Genomic DNA, 21,910 nt, shown 5'->3' on the forward strand with positions numbered 1-21,910 from the left:
TTAGAACCGTTTGATATGTGTGCGGGCGCTGTATCCCCGCCCTACTCGTTCACTCCGCGTTGCTTCGTTCGCTCCTTGAGGACGGGGGCTTAGCGCCCTATCTTTCAGCTAAACACCACACTCCGGCGGCGTTCGGTAAGAAGACCTAAGGGTTCGACGCCGACAGAGAGAACCAATGGAGACGACCCACCGCGTCGTCGTCGGCGACGCTCGAGACCTCACACAGGTCGGCGACGAGTCGGTCGAACTCGTCGTCACGTCGCCGCCGTATCCGATGATCGAGATGTGGGACGACCTCTTTCGACGGCTCGACCCGGCGATCGGAGACGCCCTCGAGGCCGGGGACGGTCGCGAGGCGTTCGAGGCGATGCACGCCCAGCTCGACCAGGTCTGGTCGGAACTCGAGCGCGTGCTCGTCGACGGTGGCATCGCCTGCATCAACGTCGGCGACGCGACCCGGACGCTGGACGGTAGCTTTCGAGTGTATCCGAACCACGCCCGGATCCTCGAGGCGTTCGAGACACGTGGCTTCGACCCGCTCCCGGACATCCTCTGGCGAAAGCCGGCCAACAGCGCCGCGAAGTTCATGGGCAGCGGGATGATCCCCCCGAACGCGTACGTCACCCTCGAGCACGAGTACGTCCTCGTCTTCCGAAAGGGGAACACCCGGCGGTCGTTCCCGCCCGGCGACGACGACCGGTACCAGGCGGCGTACTTCTGGGAGGAACGAAACCGCTGGTTCACCGACCTCTGGACGGACGTCACCGGTGAACTCCAGACGCTCGAGCACCCAGACGACGACGTTCGGGAACGCTCGGCAGCCTACCCACTCGAGATCCCCTATCGGCTGTGCTGTATGTACTCGGCGTACGGCGACACCGTCCTCGATCCGTTCTGGGGAACGGGGACGACGTCGCTCGCGGCGATGTGTGCCGGGCGCCACTCTGTCGGCTACGAACTCGAGGAGGCGTTCGTCTCGGTGTTCGACGATCGACTCGGGCAGGTACCGGATCTCGCGCGCTCGGTGGCGACCCGCCGCCTGGAGCGTCATCGGGCGTTCGTCGAGGCCGAGCGGAAACGATCGGACGGGACGAGCCTCGAGTACGACGCTGAGTACTACGACACGCCGGTGGTCACGCAGATGGAGTCGGGCATCCGGCTGTACACCGTGGCGAACGTCGACTCGACGGAGGACGGCTATCGGGTCGCCCACATCCCGCTCGAGGACGATTCGGTGGAGTGATTCGTGCCCGCTCGAGGTACTCGTCCTGTACGTAGTCGCCTCGAGCCAACATGTGCCGCCCTCGATAACGGATTAATCGGCTCCCTCCACCTTTTCGTTGAATTAGTATACTATCGATGAAATTATACTACGCCGCACTAATACTGCGCTGTGACATCTCCGGTGCACGTAGTCATCGTCGCGGGTGACGCCACCCTCGCCAGCCAGCTCCGGGCTGCGCTGACCGACGGTAAAGCGCCGATCGAGGTCTGTCTCGAGCCTGATCCCCAGGCGGCAATCGCTCGAGCGGCCGATCACGTCGAGAACCCGGTCGACTGTCTCGTCGCCACCGAGGATCTGGGCTCGACGACCGGACTCGACATCCTCGAGGCTATCCGACGGACACGACCGGGATTTCCGGGCGTGTTCGTGACCGACGGCGCAGTCGATGCGATAACGCGGATGGCCCACACCGAAAAAGCAACCGACTACGTGTTCAAACAGTCGGTCGCAGCCGGCACCGGTGAGCTTCAGACCCGAATAGTACAGACGTGTCGTGACGCCGATCGAAACGAAACCGATCGCCACGAACGGATTCTCGCTGAACGAACCAAAGAGCTCTCGGCGATCCACCAGGCCGCTGAACTGCTGTTATCCACCGATCAACCATTCGAGTCGCTCCTCGAGGAGTTCGTCAATATCGTGAGACGCGCGTTCTGGTCGCCCGCGCTAACTGACGTTCGAGTGGCTATCAACGACCGGGTGGCATCGACGGGAACGTTCGACACTGGCGAACATTCGATACTCGCGACCGAGACGACCTCCGACGGAACCGTCGTCGAACTCGAGGTCGTCCACCACGATGACCCAGAGACGCCCACCTCGTCGCCGTTTCTCGAGGAAGAACAGCACCTGATCGAAACGTTGCTCACGCTGTTTGCGGGTCGACTCGAGCGCCAGCAGTACGTCGCCGAACTCGAGCGGGCTCGCGAACTGTTTCACAACGCCGAGAAACTCGGGAAGGTCGGAGCCTGGGAGATCGACTTTCGGACGGACGACCTCTACTGGACCGACGGTACCCGGCGCATCCACGACGTCCCGCTGTCGTACGAACCGACCCTCCAGAAGGCGTTCGCCTTCTACCATCCGGAGGATCGTGAGCGGGTCGAGTCGATCATCGCCGCCTGCCGGGAGACGGGCGAAACGATCAGCGGCGAGTTTCGGCTGGTCACGGCCCAGAACGCAGAAAAGTACGTTCACATCTACGGCGAACCCGTGACCGACGAGACACAGGACGTGACCTACCGTGGCTACATCCAGGATCTCACCGAGAGCGTCCAGCGCACCTACCACATCGACGTCCTCGATCGTATGCTCCGGCACAATCTCCGCAACGACCTCAACATCGTCTCCGGGTATGCCGAGGAGATTGCATCCAGGGGAGATCGTACGGTCGCTGAGTCCGCGGCGCATCTGCAACGAACCGTGTCGAAATTGCTCGATTCGGTGAACAAGGGGCGAAAAGCCTCGAAAATTCTGTTCGATACGCAGCGACCCACGTCGATCGACCTCACCGAGGCGATTCCGCGATGGGCACGCGATCTACAGCGGAGACATCCCGGTGCCGAGATAACCATCACCCCGGCATCGACGGACTCACCGCTCGTCGCCGTGAGCCCCGGCCTCAGACAGGCGGTGACAGAACTCGTCGAAAACAGCGTCGAACACAGCGATCGGGACACTCCACACGTCCAACTCGATCTCGAGGCCAACGCGGAGACGATCGAGATACACGTCCGAGACGACGGGCCGGGTATCCCCCGTCACGAACGAACGCTCGTCCTCGATGACGTCCCGGTCTCGCCACTCGAGCACAGTAGCGGCATCGGGCTCTGGCTGACGAAACTGCTGGTCGACCGAACCGGTGGGATGCTCTCGTTCCCGGACGATCAGTCGAACGGGGGTGTCGTGACGATCACGCTTCCTCGCGACGAAGGGTCGGATCGACCGGAACTCGAGATGGAGTGACGAAGGGGTCGGATCCGACAGCGAGCGGCCCCTACCGTTTGAGTCGAACGACGCGTTCGCTCTCGTTGGCGTCGTCACTCGAGGAACCACGGTCTTCTTCCGGATCAGCGTGGATACCGCGTGATCGCGTCTCGAGTTCCACGAGTCCGTCCGTTTCGAGATCCTCGAGCAGTCCCTCGAGCCACTCCCGGCCGTGGTCGCCGTCTGGCGTGTAATCGACGCGGATGCGCGGCCCCAGTTCGTCGAGGGCGAGTTCGTCGTAGGACTCGAGCGTTCGAATTACGCGACCGCGGAACTGGCGGCGACTCCCCTCGAAGGTCGATTGCGTTGGGACGTCCGGAGCGGAGAAATCGCCGGTGGCGTAGGCGCGACACCATTGCCTCCAGGGACAGCCGGTCGCCTCGCAGCGTGGCTGTTTGCCACAGGCGACCGCCCCCAGTTCCATGACGGCGTTGTTCCACACTCGAGAGCGGTCCTCGGGCAGGAGGTGGTTCGCGGCCGTCGCGAACTGGTCGTCGTCGTCTGGGACGCTGAATGCACGGAAACAGACGCGCTTGACGTTCGTATCCACGACGGCATCGCCGTTGTTGAACGCAAAGCTCGCGACGGCGTTGGCCGTGTACGGGCCGACGCCCATCAACGACTGCAGCGCCTCGGGCGTCTCCGGAAACGTCCCGTCGAATTCGGTCTCGATCTGCCGCGCTGCCTCGTGGAGGTACTTCGCCCGGTTGTTGTAGCCGAGGCTGTGACTCGACCAGAAGCCGACGACGTCGGCTCGGTCGGCGTCAGCCAGCGCGGCGGTGGTCGGCCAGCGCTCGAGAAAGGCCTCCCAGGCGTCGACGACCCGGTCGAGCTGTGTTTGCTGGCTCATCACCTCGCTAACGAGGATCGCGTACGGGTCGTCGGTCTGTCGCCACGGGTACTCGCGGTGATCGTCCTCGTACCACTCGATGAGCGCCGACTGGATCGCCTCAAGGTCGTCGCCGGTCGGGAGCGGGGCCGATTCGCGAGCGGTGTCACTGTCACCGTTTCCGTCACCACCGCCACGATCCGTCGGCTCGTTCTCACCGTTGGGCTCGTCACCACCCTCGCGTGGACTCATTGCTCGAGGTTGCGAATCGATGACCTTACCCCTGGCGGTTTCCGGGATCGGCAGGAAACTGGTGAACGCAGCAGCGCCGACCCAAGCGCGAAAGGTCTATCCGTTGCCCTCGAGTCACCCCTGGTATGAGTCTCGAGGAGCTGAATTCGGAGATGAACGAGACGTACGCCGACCTCGGCGATGAGCTATCGGTCGCCCTCGATCGAGAGACGCGAAACGAACTGGCACTGTTGCAAGCGGCCCTCGAACCGGAGTCGACCGACGAACTCGTCCGGCGAGCGGTGCACATGCTGTTCCAGACGACCGTGGATACGGGCAAACTCGACTTCCAGCTTCGCTCCGGCTACGACGTCACGTACGACGAGTATCTCTCGGGTATGACGTTCGAAGAGATGACCGGCGCGAACGCGTACCCGAAGATGGACGACGAACGACGGTACCAGTTTTAATCGCCTGGGTCGCCCCCACCACGTTTGAAAACGACCTCGACGACGCCGCCCTCCGCACCCGCCGGGAACGTAAGCGCCCCGTCGTACCGGCTAACCGTCCAGTCGACGAGCCAGAGGCCGATCCCCGCCGAGTGGTTGAGCGGCGAGATATCGCTGTCCCCGGTAAGGAGTGCAGCCGTTTCCTCGGGTATACCAGGTCCGTCGTCGGCGAATTGCATGCTGACGGTCGCGTCCGTAACCGTCACCGTGATCTCGATCGTCGCGTCGTCACCCGCGTGCTCGACGACGTTCTCGAGCAGTTCGTCGACGACCAGTTCGAGTTCCTCGCCACCGACGACGACTGCGTTCGCGGGGGTCTCGAGGTCGACGGTCACTCCCGGATGCGCTTCCGTAAACGCCTCGACGCGATCGGTGACTACGTCGACGAGATCAATCTCTGGTGGGTTCGAACTCGGTCGATCGAGCAAGTGTTCGGTCGTTCGGGCTCGGTCTGCGAGGTCGAGGAGATCGGTCGCCGCCAGTCGGATGTCCGTCGCCGCGGTCGACTCCTCGTCCTCGAGGGTCGCTTCGAGGTGAGCGGCGTAGCCGGTAATGATGTTGAGTTCGTTGCGGAGGTTGTGCCGAAGGATTCGGTTGTAGACGAGCAACATCTGCTCGCGACGCTCGAGCGAGCGGGCCAGCCGGTCGAGCGCCCGATCGATCCGACGCCACTCTGCCGGCCCACCGACGGGCTCCGTTTCGTCGTACGCCCGGCGCTCGAGTGCGCCGACACGCCGAGATAGCCGTTGAATCCGCTGAATCTGTGAGTGATACACCCACAGCCCGAAGCCACCGACGGTGCCGAGGAGGAGGACTCCGGTGGCGATCTGGAACGTCCGCAATCGATCCAGTGTCTCGCCCAACGCGGCCTGATCGTGATGGACGGTGACCGTCCAGTCCACCATCTCGAGGTCGGCCTGTCGGTCGATGGTTTCCTCGAAGCGTTCGCGGTCGCTGTAGAGCACCGACTCGTCAGCGGTGACCGTCATCCCTGTTCGCTCCGCTGAGCCGACGAGCGGATCGAAGAAGGTCGTCTCAGTGAGGTGATAGGCGGCATTGACCGTGCCGACGATCTCACCATCGTCGCGTACCGGCACGCTGATTACCACGATGTGGTTGTCCGTTTCGGCCATGAACGGATCGCTGATACAGGATCGATTGGCCAGGGCACACTGGACGTACTCCCGATCGCTGAAGTCGGCGCCGATGAGATCGTCGGAAGCCGCACCGTCGTCCCCGGTCGTAATCGCCCGGACGGTTCCAGACGAATCGACGACGCTTGCCCCGTCGAACGCGGAGGTCTCGACCAGCGCTTCGATCGCGCTCGCTTGTTCGTCGCTCTCGTGATCGATGAGGGCGTCGTTGGTCGCGGCGACCTCGAGCGTTTCGACCTGACCGCGAAGTCGGTCGTCGAGGACGTCGGCAGACTGATCGGCCTGGGCCTCGATCGACCCATCGGTGTAGTCGGTGACGTCGTTTCGGTGGGCATCGAATGTTGCGACGAGTACGGCGCTCGTAACCAGGAAAACGACGAGGAACGCCACCAGAAACCGGTGGGCCGTTTTCATACGGGCACTGGGCGCTCACAGGGACTGCGGCCGGTCGAACGGTACAGCGCGCCGTAGAGTGCCATTTGCTACCATGGCTGTTGTTGATCAGGTTATAAAAACATAGTGCCCGGTGCGACCGAACGTCTCGACCAGCCTGAACGTGAAAGACGGGTGAATCGATCGCAACGAACCGCTCAGACGGGTGCGGGCTGTTCCGCAGCCACCGAGTCGATCGCTTCGAAGAGCAGCCGCGTGGCGAGGTCGATTTCGCGCTCGGTGACGTCGAGCGGTGGCAACAGCCGAAGCGTTTTGTGGCCACAGCCGAGGGTGAGCAGACCGCGTTTCATCGCCGCCTCGACCACTGCCTCACGTCGGTCTTTGGTGTCGAACTCGATCGCCAGCATCAGTCCACGTCCGCGGACGTCGATGACGCCCTCGGCGTCACGCTCCTCGAGGATCGACCGAAGCTGGTCACCGCGCGTCCGGACGTTCGACAGCAGGTTTTGCTCGCGGATGGCGTCGATCGTCAACACGCCCTGCATCGACGCGATGAGGTCGCCGGCCCCCCAGGTCGAGGAGATGCGCCCCTTCTCTTCGGGAAACACGTCGGATCGGGAGATCGTCGCGCCGACGCGAAGCCCCTTGGCGCTGGTGATGACGTCCGGCGTCAGGTCGAGGTGGTCGATGGCCCACATCTCGCCGGTACGGCCCAGCCCGGACTGGATCTCGTCGGCGATGACCTTCAGCCCGAACCGGTCGCGAAGCGCCTCGACGTCACGAGCGAAGTCGGGGTGGGGGACGCGGTAGCCGCCCTCTCCCTGGACGGGCTCTAGGATCAGGTAGGCGACTTCGTCTGGGTCGATAACCCCCAGGTCAGGGTCGAGTTTGTCGGCGACGACGTTGCCGCCCGGGCCGTCAGTCGACCAGTCGGTGTTGTACTCATCCTGGGTCGAGGGGTACGGAACGCTCACGACGCCGGGTACTTCGGGATACCCTTTGCGGTGGACGGCTTTCGATCGGTTGAGCGAGAGAACCCCGAGTGTCCGGCCGTGGAACGCGCCATCGAAGGTGAACGCCCGATGCCCACCCGAGGCGTAACAGATCTTGATGGCGTTCTCGACCGCTTCGGCACCCGAGTTCGAGAGGAACACCCGATCCATCCCGTAGTGATCGGTGAGGTCGACGAGCCGATCCATCAACTGGGTCGGGCCCGGAAAGTCCGCATCAGCGGGACCACCGCCACCGCCACTGACGTAGAAATCCTGTCCAGCGATTTTCAGCGGATCGACGAGGTCGAACTCCTCGAGACGCTCGCGGACGGCGGGGTTGTTGTAGCCGAGCGGGGCCGCGGCGACGTGACTCGTAAAGTCCATGAGGACGTTGCCGTCGACGTCGGTGCAGAACGGCCCAATGGCGTCTTCCCCTGCGTCCCAGACGAATTCGTAGACGTAGGTGCTCGGTGCGGAGAACTGGTGGTGATAGTCAACCCACTGCGTTGCCCGTTTCCCAGGAATCGTCTCGACTCGAGGTTCGACCGTGTCTCGATCCATACGATAGCTCAGCCGGCCACTAAGTAAAAATATTCGTTGTGGTTCGCGCAATTCTTCTGGGAACCGTTGTGGCTCACGCCATCGTCGACCCCATCGATCGGTGGCTATCGGCGATTGCTTGGGGTACGAACGAAACCTGTCTCGGCTCTCCGAGCCGTTCACGGTTCCTAGATGACGACGGCCACCGTCGCGATCGCCCCGCCAATCAACAGGAGTGCGCTCGAGATTGCCACCTGCCGTTTGAACGTCCGATTGGTCGAGCTGGCGGCGAGCAGTGCCTTGACGATGATACTGGAAACCGTCGCGAGCAAGATCGCGATCGTCGCCTCGGGTGCGGCGAGTTGGCCACCGCGGTAGAGGACGACCGCCGAGGTCGTCGCCCCGGCACTCGAGATGAGGCCGCTCGCCACGGCCGTCGCGTAGAATCCGAGCGTCCCGAACCACGTTTCGGCCAGCGACCCGAACACGAGGACGACCAGGAATACCGCTCCGAACGCGAGGGCGTTTTTCATCGAGAACGGGCTCTCGAGTTCCATCGGCGTCGACTCGCCCCAGTCGGCGATGTAGCCGGCGACGACGAACGCGACGAGGATAACCGCACCGAGCGGGGCGACCGCCTCGAGCAGGGGTGAGACGTCGCTACCGATCGTGAACGCGACCGCGATCCCGAGGTTTCTGGCGGCCATCGCGGCGTTCGCGAGTAGGATGGCGGCCACGGCATAAGAAGCCGCGGCCGGTCGCTGGTTGACGTGGTCGAGCATCGTCCCGACGACGGCCGTCGAGGAGGCGAGGCCGCCGAAAAAGCCAGTGACGGCGATCCCGCGTCCGCCGTAACTCGAGACGATGGCGTAGTTGACGATGCCGATTCCGGCGACCGCGACGACCATGAGCCAGATGATCTGTGGCTCGATCGGAATCACCAGCTCGCCGAACTCGAGCGTCGTTTCGGCGGGCAACAGTGGGTAGATGACGAACGCCAAGATGGCGAACTCGGTCGTCGAGCGCATCTCCGCCCGGGTGAGTCCCCAGGCGAACTCGTGGAGTTCGCGTTTGAGCACCAACAACAGCGACGAGAGGACGGCGATGGTCACCCCCTCGAGGATGAACCCGGCGGCGACGAGTGCGCCCACGCCGTAGGCGACCAGCATCGAGACGGACGTCGTCAGCGAGAGACCAGTGTCCTCCTCGCCCATAAGGCCCTGTGCGGCGAGCAAGACGCCCTGGACGATGACGAGCAACCCGCCGAGGAGTAACAGACTCTCGCCGACCTCCGTCTCGAGGACGAGGATCGTAAAGAGCGCGCCGAGCAGACTAATTAGCGAGAAGGTTCGGATCCCCGCAGATTTCTGTGACCACTCGCGCTCGAGGCCGAGGAACATCCCGAGCGCGCCGGCAAGCGCGATTCGGACGACCGTCTCGTCGAGGGGGGCGTCGATCGTCTGGAGGGGGACGTCTGTCAGCATTCGATGTGGCTCGTGTGGTAGGTGGTCGTCTGCAGTCGGTGGTCGTCTGGAGACGGTAGTTGCAGTATGAAAAGGATCGGTGTCGACTTACACTTACAGGTCGACGTACTGTCCTTCCCAGTCCCGGCGGGCCTCGAGTTCACGTCGGCCACGGCGGGTGAGCGTATAGAAGTTCGTCCGGCGGTCGCGGCTGCCCTTCTCGACGAGGCCCTTATCGACCAGTGTGTCGAGGTTCGGGTAGAGGCGACCGTGGTGGATTTCCTTCTCGTAGTACTGCTCGAGTTCTTCTTTGATGGCGAGTCCGTGTGGTTCTTCTTCACCGGCGATCACGTACAACAGATCTCGCTGGAATCCTGTCAGGTCGTACATTGGGAACGTACCACCTGTACTTCTTGTCGAATTTTAATAAAGATATCGGGTTACGATCGAATCTACCCGGATAGCTCGGTGCATACCACTATTATCGTTGTCATCAAATCGTAAGCTCTCCGACGAGTTTTCTTCGACAGACGCATAATACACACCTCATGTTTAGCATACAGAGCGTTTTTTATCTGATTATTCTATATTGATTCGGCAACCACGTTCAGGATCCGCTCTCGAGGATTACGCGAGAATTCGAGGATAACAGTACAACTCTGGCTCGCGGGCCGAACGCTGGTCACGCCCCGTGTTCCTCGTGTTCGCGAGACCCCTTCGCTCAGTAGTAACAACTGAAACGATTCACACACTGATCGCCGACAGGTCTGGCGATCGGGTGTGCGTTGACTTGCAGTGGCTACTATAGGTTCGACCACGAACACGAACGGCCGGGTACAACTCCCGCAACCCACAGCAGTCGCTCGCTGTGTGATCGTAAACAGGAAAGCAAACCGTACGGCATGAAAAGGGCCGTACGATTGCTTGCCGCCCTGAATTGGTCCCCGCTGACGCTTCGGCCCTCCAAAGCGAAGCGTCAAGTGAGAAAATTCACTCGGGAGACTTAAAGGTAACGACACCGCCACGGGCGATGATACGTCGGGAACCGAACTCGTTCGGCGTTTCTACGGGAAGCCGTGGGGCTTGACCCCGAGCCGGTTCACATATGTTCTTCCTCGAGCACCCAACCGAGCGCCCGTCGATAGTGGGTGAACATCTTTCTGACTCCTTCGTGGCGCATCTCTTCGCTCTCGAGCTCGTCGACGAGAAATTCGTACTGCTCGCGGATTTCTTCCTCATCGCGCATAGGACACACTCGACGTTCCACGCTAAAAAAGGGGCGGGCGGTCGGCTTACTCGTGCTCATGGGGCGGCGCTAGCGATGAATCTAGGGCTGTCTTTCGTCCCGTCAGTGGCTGGCGTTGCACGAGTTTACACGCGAACGCGGGGTGCTCGAGCAGGTGCCAGAGGAGTATGTGTCGCCGAGAGCCGGTTACCCCGTCGTAGTCGACGTCCGAGACGGTAAACGTCGACGGCAACTCCTGGTACAACTGCTTCACCGCCTCGAACGAATCGAACACTTTTCGATGGCCACTCGAGGTCGCCCCGCGGCGGGCGACGACGTACGTGCCGTCGCCCCGACGGGTCGCCGTGGTATGGGTAAACTCCTCGGTGCGCTCGAGTGCCTCGGTGAGTTGGTTGCGAAGCCGGCTGACGTCGCCGGTGGTCAACGGATAGGTGTCGGAACCGACGACGAGAACGATGGTTTCCCCGTCCGTCTGGACGGAGAGGGTGCGATTATCGACGAATTTCTCGATCAGGAGTGAGGCTACTCCGTGTCATCGTCTGATCGTTTCACACGGTGGATATAAATTCTTGCGGAGGCGTCACCCATGTTAGCATATCGGGCCAATTTTGCACGAGGATGGGAACCGTGTGAATGGCACTCGTTTCACACTGAAAAAGACAATCCAAAAATAATTAATGGGTGGCCACAATGTTAGGAATATGAAACGTCGGTTCGTGCTTGGCGTCGGCGTTGCCGCCGCCTTGCTTGCCCTCCTCCTGTCGCTCGTCGGGAGCGACACCGTGTTCGCCGAACTCGCTGCTGCCGACCGCCGCTTGCTCGGCGTCGGACTGCTCTCTGGAGCGCTCGCGTTGACCTTTCGCGGACTGGTCTGGGTGCAGTTCCTGACCCTGGTCGACGACTCGCTCCGTCGACGGCAGGTGGGAATGTTGTTCCTGACGGCGATGTTCATCAAATACGTCACCCCCTACGGACAGGTCACGACGGAGCCACTCGTCGCCTACCTCGTCACTCGTGAGGGGGAACTCGCCTACGAAGACGGCCTCGCTGGCGTGTTGGCGGCGGACGTCCTGACACTACCTACCGTACTACTCGTTTGGCTTTCTCGGCGTGGCGTCCATCGTCGCCGGTGGAACCATTGCGACCGCGTTCGTGAGTCGATTGGCCGTCTTCGGGGTGGCCTTCCTGATCGTCGTCGCGGTGCTGGCGGTCGTGCTCTGGCGACGAGCAGTCGTGTACTGGCTCGTCCTCGGAGCGGTCGCCGTCGTTGCCCGGGTCACCTGCTCCGTGACCGATCGATTCGACGCCCTGTTGTGTCCCGACATGGTTCGCGGTCGTCTCGATGGCTTCTACGCGACCATCGACGCAATCGGTGCCAACCGGCGCACGCTCGCGGTGGCGACGGTGTCTGCACACCTGGGGATGGCCTTCCTCATGTTGCCCGTCTACATCGGTGCGAGCGCCCTCGGTTACCACCTGTCCCTGGGCGTCGTCGCCGTAACAGTGGCCGTCGGTAAACTCGGGGCCCTCGTCCCGGCACCCGGTGGCACCGGCGGCGTCGAAGCCATCGTCACTGCCAGCCTGACGACGCTCGGCCACCTCGAGGTGGGGGCTGCGCTCTCGGTTGCCCTCGTTTACCGATTGTGTACATACTGGCTCACCATCGGCATCGGTGGCGTCTGTGCGTTCCCAGCCTTCTACAGGAACTGACGGCCGGAAACCACACCGATGGGTCTTTTGAACTCGCGGCGCTACACTCGCGTGATGAACATTCGCGGGGAGCGTGAGTGTACCGACTGTGGCACCCGCTGGTCGTACTTCGAGACCGGCAGCGTCGGCTGCCCGGCCTGTGGCAGTCTTCGTAGCGTCGGCACGGGCGAGCGCTCGAGTCACACCGACCGACCCACCGACTTCGATCTCACCGCCGTTCGGGGGGCTATCGACGACTGCTCGAACGAGGAACTGGCCGACCGGGCCCGGGCCGCGTGTCGGGAGTACCTCCGAAACCGGGGCTTCGTCAGCGGCGGTCGCCTCCGCGAACTGGACGAGGCGTATCTCGCCGCGGCGGAACTCAACCACGTCGCGGATCTGGTCGCCCGAACGTCCCAGCCCACGGAGGACGAGGAACTGTACTTTCTCGCGTTGCTCCGGGATGCGGACGCGGGCAAGCGCCCCGACGCGGTGACGATACCAGCGTCCTTCCGGGAGGGTCGCGGACTCGCCGTCGCGGACTCGATTCGGGACTACCGGCGCGATATTCGGCTCTGGATCGAGGAAACAGATCGCACGCTCAGCGACGCGGCTCGAAGCACGCTCGAGATCCTGATCGATCACGAGACCAGACTGCGCATGCTCGACGGTGACGTCGATCCGGGGACGGCCGAGACGCTGCTCGAGGCGGCGCGTCACCTGGGGAACGGTGTTCGTGGCGACGAGTACGAACTCGAATTGGCTCAGGAACGCCTCGAGACGGTTTTTTGAGGAATCCTCTCGCAGTCTCGTCTGAACGGGATCGACGTCGCAACGTGGTGGTTGAAGCGTGAATTAAGGTAGATCGACGTCGATCCCCGTCTGCAGGCTGGCCGCCTTGACCGTATTGTACAGCAACATCGCCCGCGTCATCGGTCCGACACCGCCCGGAACGGGTGTGATCGCGCTCGCTCGCGCTTTTGCACTCTCGAAGTCGACGTCACCCACCAGTTCGTACCCCTTCTCCGTGTCGGCGTCGACGCGGTTGACGCCGACGTCGATGACCACTGCGTCCTCGCCGATCATCGAGCCGTCGAGCAACTCGGGGACGCCGACGGCGGCCACGACGACGTCGGCACTGCGGGTCTTTTCGCCGAGGTCATCGGTTCGGGAGTGACACACCGTGACCGTCGCGTTCCCGTCGTCGGCCTTCTGAATGAGCAGGTTCGCCAGCGGCTTGCCGACGATGTCGGATCGGCCGACGATGGTGATATCCGCCCCCTCGGTGTCCACGTCCGCGGCCTCGAGGAGTTTCTGGACGCCGTGAGGGGTACAGGGGCGGAACCTGGCGTCGCCGGCGACGAGACGGCCGACGTTCTCGGGATGGAAGCCATCGACGTCTTTGAGTGGGTCGATTCGACGGATGACCTCCCGGTACTCGACGTGATCCGGAACCGGTGCCTGCACGAGGTAGCCGTGGACGTCGGGGTTCTCGTTGAGGTCGTCGATGGTCTCGTAGAGGGTTTCGGGCGCGGCGTCGCCGGGAACGTCGACGTGGTGGGGTTCGATGCCGACCTCCTCGCAGTCGCGCTGTTTCATCGAGACGTAGGTCTGACTCGCAGGGTCATCTCCCATCAACACGGTGGCCAGACCGGGACGCGAGCCAGCGTCGGCAAGCGTTTCGATGGCGTCGCCGAGGTCGTCCCGTATCTCGCTCGCGACCGCGTTCCCGTCGATGATTCGTGTCATTACGTGAATTCGGGAGGGCGAGCGTCATTAATGCTCGGGTTCGTGCCTATCTCGTGGAAATGCGTTCTGATTATATCCATGTCTGTGCATTATTTTTCCGGTCGCGTGGATTGCCACCAGCGTTCGACCGGCCAGCAGGCACTCAAGCAGGTCATTGTCGGTCGAGGCACCGTCACCAACGACGGTTCAACACCGTTATTTTCGACGAGAGCCTTCCGTTCTCCGTGGAGAACGTAACGGAACGACGGAGCAACCCCTTCGGCATGCGACCGCCGTTTGCAAAGAACGACCCGGGTGCCCACCCGGCGGTCTTCGGCTACGGTGACGCCAACGCGGATTTTCACCTGATCGGTGATCATCCGGGTGTTCACGGCGGGACGACTACGGGGGTACCGTTCACCGAAGTCGATTCGTCGGAGACCCTCTTCGAGGTCTTTCGCCAGGCAGGGTTCAGTAGCGGCCCGCTCGCGGATCCCGACCTCTCGAATCTCTTCGTGAACTACCTGCACATGTGTACACTCCCCGGCGACCGGGCACCGACGCGAGCGGAGTACGACGAACTCGAGCGATACTTCGACGCGGAACTGCGCGCGATCAACGCCCACATCCTGTTACCGGTCGGCGCGAGGGCGACCGACCACGTCCTCCGGGAGTACACGACCCAGCGCCACCGGATTGACCTCGAGATGCCCGCCCTCCACGCTCGTGAGTTCCGCGGCCGCGGATTCATGGTCGTGCCGATTCTCGATCCTGCGGAGTGGGAGTCCGGTGACCGCGCCCGGTTAGCCGCGAAGCTCGAGGCGATTCTGGCGTCCGATTACCGCCAGACGAAGGGCGTGGCGACGCGAGTGGGCTGAGCCTCTCCTGCTAGCGACGGAAGTGCGTCCGGATGCTCACCCGCATCGGCAACCCGAGCGCGCCGACCAATGGGATGACGACGAACAATGCGAGATCAGCCGCAAGCGTGCCGTAACCCGCAGCGCTCAGCCCGAACCCAGCGAGGGGCGCCGAGACACAGACGACGTACAGATACGATGGCGACCAGCCCGGAAGCTGGTGGGTTCGGTGGACGATGACGCCGAAAAACAGCGGCATCAACACGGCACCGGCCAGGAACGGCCCGCCGAGCAACAGCGTCACTGCCGCGAGCGCGATGGCTACCACGATGGTCTCGTCGAGGGAGACGGGGCCCCACGTATGTGTTCGCCACGCGATACGTGCAGCGAGCACGACGAGCAGGGCAGTGAGGACGATGCCGGCCAGCGCGCCGTACCACTGGACGGGCTCGATCGGTGGGGTGAAAAACTCGACCCCGGAGACGAAGCCGATGGCGGTGGCGATTCCGTGGCGGCTACTCGATAGCAGCGTCCAGACCGTAGCCAGATCCGTACCAGCGGCCTGGAGTTCTCGGCTGAGGTCGAGGAGGCTCGCTTCGTTCTCGAGGCCGAAGTGAACCAGTCCAGCGAGATACGTCACGATTGCCGTCCAGATGAGCGGCCAGGCGAAGTTTTGGTTGCGCCACCACCGGAAAAGGGGATTCCCTGCGAACCGATTATGGGTGTCACTCGTGGACGATCGTGTGCTACCTGCGGTTGCCCGTCCGCTCGCGGTGGTGTTCGAGCGCGTCCGGTGGCTAGTGGTGCTGGAGCTGGAACCGGTACTGGCACCGGTGGCGGTGCCGGCAGCGCGCCCACCACCCGTCCCCGTCGCGCTCGCCCCAGTTCCGGTCTGCGTCCGCGCGCTCGAGCCGGTGTGTCCGGTGGTCGTCCCCGATGTGCTGGTGCCGGTAGTGGTGCTGGAACCGGTGCTGTCGTCGGTACCGGTGCCAGCACTGGCACCCGTGGACGATCCCCCAATAGTCGTCTGCCCCGTCTTTTCTGTACCCTCACTTTCGCTCTCCCTCGAGTTGGTCGACCGCTTCCACACGTCCGGGGAGGGCAGCCCAGACGTTCGTTTCGCGACGTAGTCCTCGTGACCGAGGCGGTCGTAGGCCTGTCGTTCGACCGGATCCCCGAGAATGTCGTAGGCCTTCTTCAACGCCGTAAACTGCGCTTGCGCGCGGTCGTCGTCGTTCAGGTCGGGGTGATACACCCGCACCTGTTCGCGGAACGCCTGTTTGATGTCGTCCTGTGAGGCGTCAGCAGAAACGTCGAGAAGGTCGTAAAAGTCGATATCGTCGGTCATATGGAGATCGGTCAACTGTGGCCTGGAACAGTGATCTGTTACACCGTTTTCCTGCGGTGACTTATACTTTCAATATCACAGTCCGGCGGTCGTGAATATCGTGTCATCGTGACCCCACCGTGATGGCTATTTCGGCCGGTGTTGATGGGGCGTGGTTCACTCGAACTCTTCAAGGGATGCCTGACCGGAGTCACGCGACCGATCCGTACGCGAGTCGGACTGGGATGGCTCCTCGGTGTCCTCCTCGTTCGAGTGTGCCTCCAGTAGCGTCGTCAGTGCGGCCTGTTCCGGGTCGGACGGATCGGCCGTGGATCGTCTCCGTTCTCCCGACCTCGAGTCAGTGCCCGGATCGGACGACGTTCTCGAGTCGGTCGTCGTTCGAGCGTTCCAGTCCACGTCGTCCAGGCTCGCCTGGTCGACCTCGCTGAACTCGAGGTTGGCGACTTTCACCCCGAGTTTACGCACCGGGACGGTCTCGAATTCGGCGAACAGCTCGAGGGCGATCTCGCGGACGAGATCGGGGTTGTCTACCGGCCCCGGCAACGATCGCTCCCGGGTGTTGACGTCGTATGGCGGCGTGACGGCTTTGACGCCGACGGTTCGGTACAGTGCTCCCTCCCGCTGGGCGCGCTCGGCGACTGCCGCCGCGAGCGTTTCGACCAGCTCCCGCTTGGGGTCGGGTTCCTCGACCGCCTCGCTGAACGCCGACTCCCGCGAGAAGCTCTTCGGGAGCCCTTTCGGCTCGACCGGGCGGTCGTCGTCACCACGTGCGCGTTCGTACAGCTCCCGGCCTCGCTCGCCAAATCGCTCGATCAACGGTTCCGGATCGGTCGCTGCCACGTCGGCCGCCGTCTCGAGCCCCATCGATCGAAGCTCGCGGGCCGTGACGGGGCCGACGCCGTGGAGTAGGTCGACCTCGAGGGGGGCCAGGAACTCGCGCACCTCGCCTGGGCGAACGACGGTGAGTCCATCGGGTTTGTCGAAGTCGCTCGCGATCTTCGCGGCGCTCATCGACGGCGCAACGCCAATGCTGACCGTGATCCCGACCTCCCGACGGATGCGATCTTTCACGTGGCGGGCGAAGCCGGCCGCAACGGCCCAGGCCGTCCGGTCGGTGACGTCGAGATAGGCTTCGTCGACGCTCACCTCGCGGACGACGTCGGCGCAGTCGTGGAGGATGGTCTTTACGTCCGCGGCGACCGACTGATAGTACTCCATGTCCACCGACCGGTAGTGGCCGGTTTCCTCGACGGTCAGCTCCGGATCCGCCTCCACGCCCGCTCGCCGGGGAAGATTCTCGAGCGCCGTCGAGATTGCCTGGGCGCTCTCGACGCCGAAGGCGCGGGCTTCGTAGCTGGCGGTGGCGACGGCACCGATGGTGTCGCCGGGTTCGTAGCCCATGCCGACGACGACGGGCTCGCCCTCGAGGTCGGGTTCCCGGAGGCGTTCACAGGCGGCGTAGAAACAGTCGGCGTCGACGTGGAGGACGATCCGATCCTCGTCGTCCGCAGTCGTCTCGACGCCGGGGAGGGATGGGTCGTCGGTCATGGGCCTGAAATTCGAGAGTTCGATGTCAATATTTGTGCTCGTGCTCGTGCTCGAGTTTTGGCCGGGATACCGTCAACGTTGCGCCCCGGATCAGGGGCCGTGTTCAGATACCACCACGAGTAATCGAAACGCGGTTCGAATCGGTTGCAAGCCAGTCAGCGTGTACGTTGAACACCGCCGAGTCAGGGGACAGGAAGACGTGACGGAAGGGAACCGTACCCGGTCTGCCGGGAGGGACGCGTTTAGGTACCGCCGTGAGTGAGTGGCTGACATGGACTACGACCTCGACCGATTCGACTCGAGACGCTCCTCGGTACACGCGACCGGTGGGATGGTCGCGACGAGCCAACCGCTTGCTGCCCAGGCCGGCCTGTCGATCCTCCAGGACGGCGGGAACGCCTTCGACGCGGCGGTCGCCACTGCGGCCGCACTGAACGTCGTCGAACCGACCTCGACGGGGCTCGGGGGCGACGTCTTCGCCCTCTACCGGACGGCCGACGGCGACGTGGGGGCGATGCGCGCCTGCGGCGGCGCGCCTGCCGAGGCGACGATCGAAAACGTCTCCGCATCGATCCGCGACCACGGGAACGCTGCGGACTGGTACCCCGAAGCCCGGGGCTACGCCGTCGACGACGCGTCCGACGAGGACGCACTCGAGATGCCCTTCCTCGGGCCGCACGCGGTCACGGTGCCGGGGACGGCCCGCGGCTGGGAGGCGACGGTCGAGGAACTCGGCCGTAAATCGCTGGCGGACGTCCTCGAGCCGGCGATCACCTATGCCACCGAGGGCTACCCCGTCTCGGAGGTCATTTCGTATTACTGGCAGGGCGGCCCCCGACTCTTCACTGACGACCACGCCCGTGAGGCGTACCTGTTCGACGACGAGGCACCTGATCCGGGACAGGTCGTCACGCTCGAGCGCCTCGGCGAGTCGATGCAACGAATCGCCGAGGAGGGCGCAGACGTGGTCTACGAGGGTGAGATCGCCGAGGCCATCGCCGAGGAGATCCAGTCCCAGGGCGGGTTCATGACGGTCGACGACCTCGCCGCCTTCGAACCGGAGTTCCTCGACCCGGTCAGCACCACGTACAACGGCACTGAGGTCTACGAACTGCCGCCGAACAACCAGGGGCTGATCGCCCTCGAGGCGCTCAATATCGCCGAGGAGATCGGTGCCGGCGAGCACGACTACGACTCCCCCGAGCGCATCCACGCCTTCGCGGAGGCGATGAAACTCGCGTTCGTCGACGGGCACCACTACATCACGGATCCGGAGTACGAGACGGTTCCACCGCTTGCCTCGAAGGCCTACGCTCGCGAGCGGGCGTCGGCAATCGGCGACAGTCCCATCCAGGATCCCGAGGTTGGCGTGCCAACGAAGGCGGCCGAGGACGCCGACACCGTCCTCCTGACGGTGGGCGACGCGGAGGGGAACCTCGTCTCCTACATCAACTCCCGCTTCGCTGGCTTCGGCAGCGGCCTCGTCGCCGGCGACACCGGTATTGCGCTCCAGAACCGTGGGGCGTCGTTCTCGCTCGATCCCGACCATCCGAACAGCCTCGAGCCAGGCAAGCGACCGTTCCACACCCTGGTTCCGGCGATCGCGAAATTCGACGAGGACGACTGGGCCGCCTTCGGCGTGATGGGCGGCTATATGCAGCCCCAGGGCCACGTCCAGCTCATTTCGAACCTCGTCGACTATGGGATGGGTGCCCAGGAGGCCCTCGACGCGCCTCGTTGGCGCTACCGGGAGGAGGGGACGCTCGGCGTCGAAGAACGGCTACCCAATCAAACGGGACTGGTTCGAAAAGGCCACGACGTGCGGATCCTCCCGCCGTCGTTGTTCGGCGGCGCACAACTCGTTCGCCGTACGGGGGACGTGCTCACCGGGGCGACCGAACCCCGGAAGGACGGGCAGGCGGTCGGATTCTGAGGAACGGCGCTCGAGCCCGTAATCTCGAGTGAAGCGGACTGCGAACTGAGCTCGAGTGGCCGTGACTTACCCGCTCCAGGTACCGCCGAGGTCGTCGGCGACGTTCTCGCGCCAGCTATCGAACTCGGTCTGGCAGTCGGGGCTCGCCCCGATGTGATCGACGAACCCGGCACCGGGGTCGGCGAGCTCACTGCCACAGAACGGGCAGGTCGCGGTATCACTCCAGTGGGTTGCGTGCGTCGACATACGGCGTGTGCACCACGGGTGATTATATAAAGTTACTCTATGTGTACATTTTATTGGAAAAGTGGATTTATATTGCATATTATTTTGGACAGAAGTTTGGATATGGTTGGTTTACGAAGATGGAACGTCCGATTTTCGACGAGGACTATTGTCCCGATTCTCCGACACCTGCTATCGTGGAACGACAATCTTCGGTGAGTGCCGACGCCAGACCCTATCGGTCTTGCAGTGTACTTCCTCGTTGCAATCATGAACGTCGACTAGCGTCTGTATATCAAAGATACAAATAATGTGTTGTATAGATATTGATTATATACTATAATAATACAGGTACTGTAGTGTAGTGGATCGACGGACGCAGACGGCGTCACATTGAACGCCGTCCGCTCGAGTCGCCGTTCGGATCTCGTTCGCTGTGAGTTGGCCGGCGTTCGTTCGACGTTCGTCTCCGATCAGCGGGGGATCGCGTCGTTCGCGAGCACTCGATCGCCGTAGCTGTGACCGAGGCACCTATGGTAGCTCGCTGACAACCGTCTCGACGACACATGACCCGTCCCTCGAGTCCCCGCGTCTCGAGACGCCAGTTCCTCGCCAGTGGGAGCCTCGCGGTCGCCGGCCTGGCAGGCTGTGCGATGCCGGGATACGGCACGTACGACCGCGATCAGGAGTCGTTCGATCCCGAGATCCTGCCCTACGACGAGACCTATCCACTGCGGGACGACGCAACGATGTTCCGTGGTGGCCTTCGCCGGTTGGGCTACTATCCGGAGGAGACCGTTCCGGACGCGGTGTCGGTCAACTGGTCGCTCCCGGTCAACTACGTCGGGCACACGGCGGCGAAGTCGACGCCGCTGCCGACGCCCGACGGCGAAACGATCGTGATCCCCGCCGACACCGGCAGGCTCCACGCCGTCGATCCCGAGGGGCGACATCGATGGACGCGAATGACCGGCGCGTCACGCTCGCTCGGCTTTCACGGCACACCGACGATTATCGGCGACGTCGCCTACCTGGGGGGTTACGACGGCGACATGTACGCCTTCGATCCCGACACTGGCGACGAGATCTGGCACACTTCCCGTGGTCGCCTCGACGGCGCAATTGCCATCGGCTCGAGTCCTGCTTACTGGGAGGGCGTCGTCTACGTCGTCACGGAGTACTCGAACCCGGACGCGGGGACGATGTGGGCGCTCGACGCCGGGACGGGTGAGCCCCTGTGGAAGGACGACCGCCTGTGGGGGATGCCCCACCCGTCGACGGCGATCGATCCCGCCACCCAGCGGATGATCACGGGCTCGAACGACGGCGTCGTCTACTGCTGGGAGTTTCCCTCGCTCGAGTTCGAGTGGGAGTTCCAAACCGGCAGGGAAGTCAAGGGAACGATCCCGACCTACGACGGGGGCGCGTTCGTCGGCTCCTGGGACGGGTACGTCTACCGCCTCGACCTCGAGGACGGTACCGAGGAGTGGTCGTTCGAAATCGGCCAGGTCGTCATGTCGAATCCGGGGATCGACCCCGAGGCCGGCGTGGTCTACGTCGGTGGCGACGACTGGACGGTCTACGCCCTCGACACCGACACGGGCGAAGAGCTGTGGTCGACGTACGTTCACGGCAATGTCATCGGCTCGCTGACCGTGACCGCCGACGCCGTCCTCGTGGGCTCGTACGACGGGAACCTGTACTGCCTCGAGAAGGACACTGGATCAGTGCGTTGGACGGTCGAAAACCGTGGCCACGTGACCAGCGAGCCGGTGCCTCGAGACGGTCGGATCTACTACGCCGAGCGAGCGTCGATCGCGAACTACTGGGACGACGAACTGGAGACGGTGTTCGAGGCTCCCGGGCACGCATACTGTCTGGTTCCGGAGGAGTGACCGAAGCTGGTTCCGGAGGGGCGATCCTACCTTTTATCGAGAAGGGCTTGATCGAGAGA

Annotated in this window: 19 protein-coding genes and 1 pseudogene; 9 read left to right on the forward strand and 11 right to left on the reverse strand. The window is 63.2% G+C overall.

Annotated features, from left to right (window positions below; genetic code table 11):
- Positions 1–175 precede the first annotated feature (175 nt).
- Positions 176–1,243 carry a DNA-methyltransferase gene (locus tag NGM68_RS13405; protein WP_252698742.1) on the forward strand — a complete coding sequence of 356 codons (1,068 nt, stop codon included), beginning with the start codon at positions 176–178 and terminating at the stop codon, positions 1,241–1,243.
- A gap of 150 nt (positions 1,244–1,393) precedes the next feature.
- A complete protein-coding gene (locus NGM68_RS13410; RefSeq protein WP_252698743.1) occupies positions 1,394–3,250 on the forward strand; it encodes an ATP-binding protein in 1,857 nt (618 codons plus the stop codon).
- Positions 3,251–3,281: 31 nt separating this feature from the next.
- Here the strand turns inward: NGM68_RS13410 and NGM68_RS13415 are convergent, their stop codons facing one another.
- The gene (locus tag NGM68_RS13415; protein WP_252698744.1) at positions 3,282–4,352 is read right to left on the reverse strand and encodes an HhH-GPD family protein; all 1,071 of its coding nucleotides are present in this window, start codon (positions 4,350–4,352) and stop codon (positions 3,282–3,284) included.
- Positions 4,353–4,477: 125 nt separating this feature from the next.
- On the opposite strand from NGM68_RS13415, the gene NGM68_RS13420 reads away from it, so the two are divergent.
- On the forward strand, positions 4,478–4,801 hold the full coding sequence (locus NGM68_RS13420; RefSeq protein ID WP_252698745.1) for a ribbon-helix-helix protein: 324 nt from the start codon (positions 4,478–4,480) through the stop codon (positions 4,799–4,801).
- Here the strand turns inward: NGM68_RS13420 and NGM68_RS13425 are convergent.
- From NGM68_RS13425 to NGM68_RS13450, 6 genes are all read right to left on the reverse strand, one after another.
- Positions 4,798–6,408: a sensor histidine kinase gene (locus NGM68_RS13425; RefSeq protein ID WP_252698746.1), complete on the reverse strand. Its 1,611-nt coding sequence runs from the start codon at positions 6,406–6,408 to the stop codon at positions 4,798–4,800. The two genes, NGM68_RS13420 and NGM68_RS13425, sit on opposite strands and share 4 nt — an antisense overlap.
- Positions 6,409–6,584: 176 nt before the next feature.
- Positions 6,585–7,940, reverse strand: coding sequence for an aminotransferase class III-fold pyridoxal phosphate-dependent enzyme (locus NGM68_RS13430; protein ID WP_252698747.1), 1,356 nt, complete (start codon positions 7,938–7,940; stop codon positions 6,585–6,587).
- Positions 7,941–8,107: 167 nt separating this feature from the next.
- Complete coding sequence (locus NGM68_RS13435; protein WP_252701431.1) at positions 8,108–9,400, reverse strand: MgtC/SapB family protein; 1,293 nt, start codon at positions 9,398–9,400, stop codon at positions 8,108–8,110.
- A 96-nt stretch (positions 9,401–9,496) separates the two neighbouring features.
- Entirely contained in the window at positions 9,497–9,772 is a 276-nt protein-coding gene (locus NGM68_RS13440; protein WP_252698748.1) for a PadR family transcriptional regulator, read from the reverse strand.
- Between the two features lie 709 nt (positions 9,773–10,481).
- Positions 10,482–10,628, reverse strand: coding sequence for a hypothetical protein (locus tag NGM68_RS13445; protein ID WP_252698749.1), 147 nt, complete (start codon positions 10,626–10,628; stop codon positions 10,482–10,484).
- Positions 10,629–10,674: 46 nt separating this feature from the next.
- Positions 10,675–11,052, reverse strand: coding sequence for a DUF7528 family protein (locus tag NGM68_RS13450; protein WP_252698750.1), 378 nt, complete (start codon positions 11,050–11,052; stop codon positions 10,675–10,677).
- A gap of 277 nt (positions 11,053–11,329) precedes the next feature.
- On the opposite strand from NGM68_RS13450, the pseudogene NGM68_RS18255 reads away from it, so the two are divergent.
- The 3 genes and pseudogenes from NGM68_RS18255 to NGM68_RS13460 form a co-directional block, all read left to right on the forward strand.
- Positions 11,330–11,653, forward strand: a pseudogene (locus tag NGM68_RS18255) (lysylphosphatidylglycerol synthase domain-containing protein); the annotation flags it as partial.
- A gap of 85 nt (positions 11,654–11,738) precedes the next feature.
- Positions 11,739–12,338, forward strand: coding sequence for a lysylphosphatidylglycerol synthase domain-containing protein (locus tag NGM68_RS18260; protein ID WP_311136039.1), 600 nt, complete (start codon positions 11,739–11,741; stop codon positions 12,336–12,338).
- 54 nt (positions 12,339–12,392) lie between these two features.
- Positions 12,393–13,109 carry a DUF7117 family protein gene (locus tag NGM68_RS13460; protein ID WP_252698751.1) on the forward strand — a complete coding sequence of 239 codons (717 nt, stop codon included), beginning with the start codon at positions 12,393–12,395 and terminating at the stop codon, positions 13,107–13,109.
- A 63-nt stretch (positions 13,110–13,172) separates the two neighbouring features.
- Here NGM68_RS13460 and NGM68_RS13465 read toward each other — a convergent pair whose 3' ends face one another.
- Entirely contained in the window at positions 13,173–14,066 is an 894-nt protein-coding gene (locus NGM68_RS13465; RefSeq protein ID WP_252698752.1) for a bifunctional methylenetetrahydrofolate dehydrogenase/methenyltetrahydrofolate cyclohydrolase, read from the reverse strand.
- Between the two features lie 224 nt (positions 14,067–14,290).
- Here NGM68_RS13465 and NGM68_RS13470 point away from each other — a divergent pair, with 224 nt between their 5' ends.
- Positions 14,291–14,923, forward strand: coding sequence for a uracil-DNA glycosylase family protein (locus NGM68_RS13470; protein ID WP_252698753.1), 633 nt, complete (start codon positions 14,291–14,293; stop codon positions 14,921–14,923).
- A gap of 10 nt (positions 14,924–14,933) precedes the next feature.
- On the opposite strand, the gene NGM68_RS13475 is transcribed toward NGM68_RS13470, so the two are convergent.
- Together NGM68_RS13475 and dinB are read right to left on the reverse strand one after the other, a co-directional pair.
- Positions 14,934–16,250, reverse strand: a complete 1,317-nt coding sequence (locus NGM68_RS13475; RefSeq protein WP_252698754.1) for a J domain-containing protein — start codon at positions 16,248–16,250, stop codon at positions 14,934–14,936.
- Between the two features lie 156 nt (positions 16,251–16,406).
- Positions 16,407–17,798 carry a DNA polymerase IV gene (gene dinB / locus NGM68_RS13480; RefSeq protein WP_252698755.1) on the reverse strand — a complete coding sequence of 464 codons (1,392 nt, stop codon included), beginning with the start codon at positions 17,796–17,798 and terminating at the stop codon, positions 16,407–16,409.
- Positions 17,799–18,069: 271 nt separating this feature from the next.
- On the opposite strand from dinB, the gene NGM68_RS13485 reads away from it, so the two are divergent.
- Positions 18,070–19,731 carry a gamma-glutamyltransferase family protein gene (locus NGM68_RS13485; RefSeq protein WP_252698756.1) on the forward strand — a complete coding sequence of 554 codons (1,662 nt, stop codon included), beginning with the start codon at positions 18,070–18,072 and terminating at the stop codon, positions 19,729–19,731.
- Between the two features lie 66 nt (positions 19,732–19,797).
- On the opposite strand, the gene NGM68_RS13490 is transcribed toward NGM68_RS13485, so the two are convergent.
- On the reverse strand, positions 19,798–19,977 hold the full coding sequence (locus tag NGM68_RS13490; protein WP_252698757.1) for a DUF7501 family protein: 180 nt from the start codon (positions 19,975–19,977) through the stop codon (positions 19,798–19,800).
- A gap of 545 nt (positions 19,978–20,522) precedes the next feature.
- Here NGM68_RS13490 and NGM68_RS13495 point away from each other — a divergent pair.
- Positions 20,523–21,851 (forward strand): outer membrane protein assembly factor BamB family protein, encoded by a 1,329-nt coding sequence (locus NGM68_RS13495; RefSeq protein WP_252698758.1) that lies wholly within the window; start codon positions 20,523–20,525, stop codon positions 21,849–21,851.
- The last annotated feature ends 59 nt before the right edge of the window (positions 21,852–21,910 follow it).

Source organism: Natronosalvus vescus, assembly GCF_023973145.1.
In the GTDB taxonomy this organism is placed as follows: Archaea; Halobacteriota; Halobacteria; order Halobacteriales; family Natrialbaceae; genus Natronosalvus; species Natronosalvus vescus.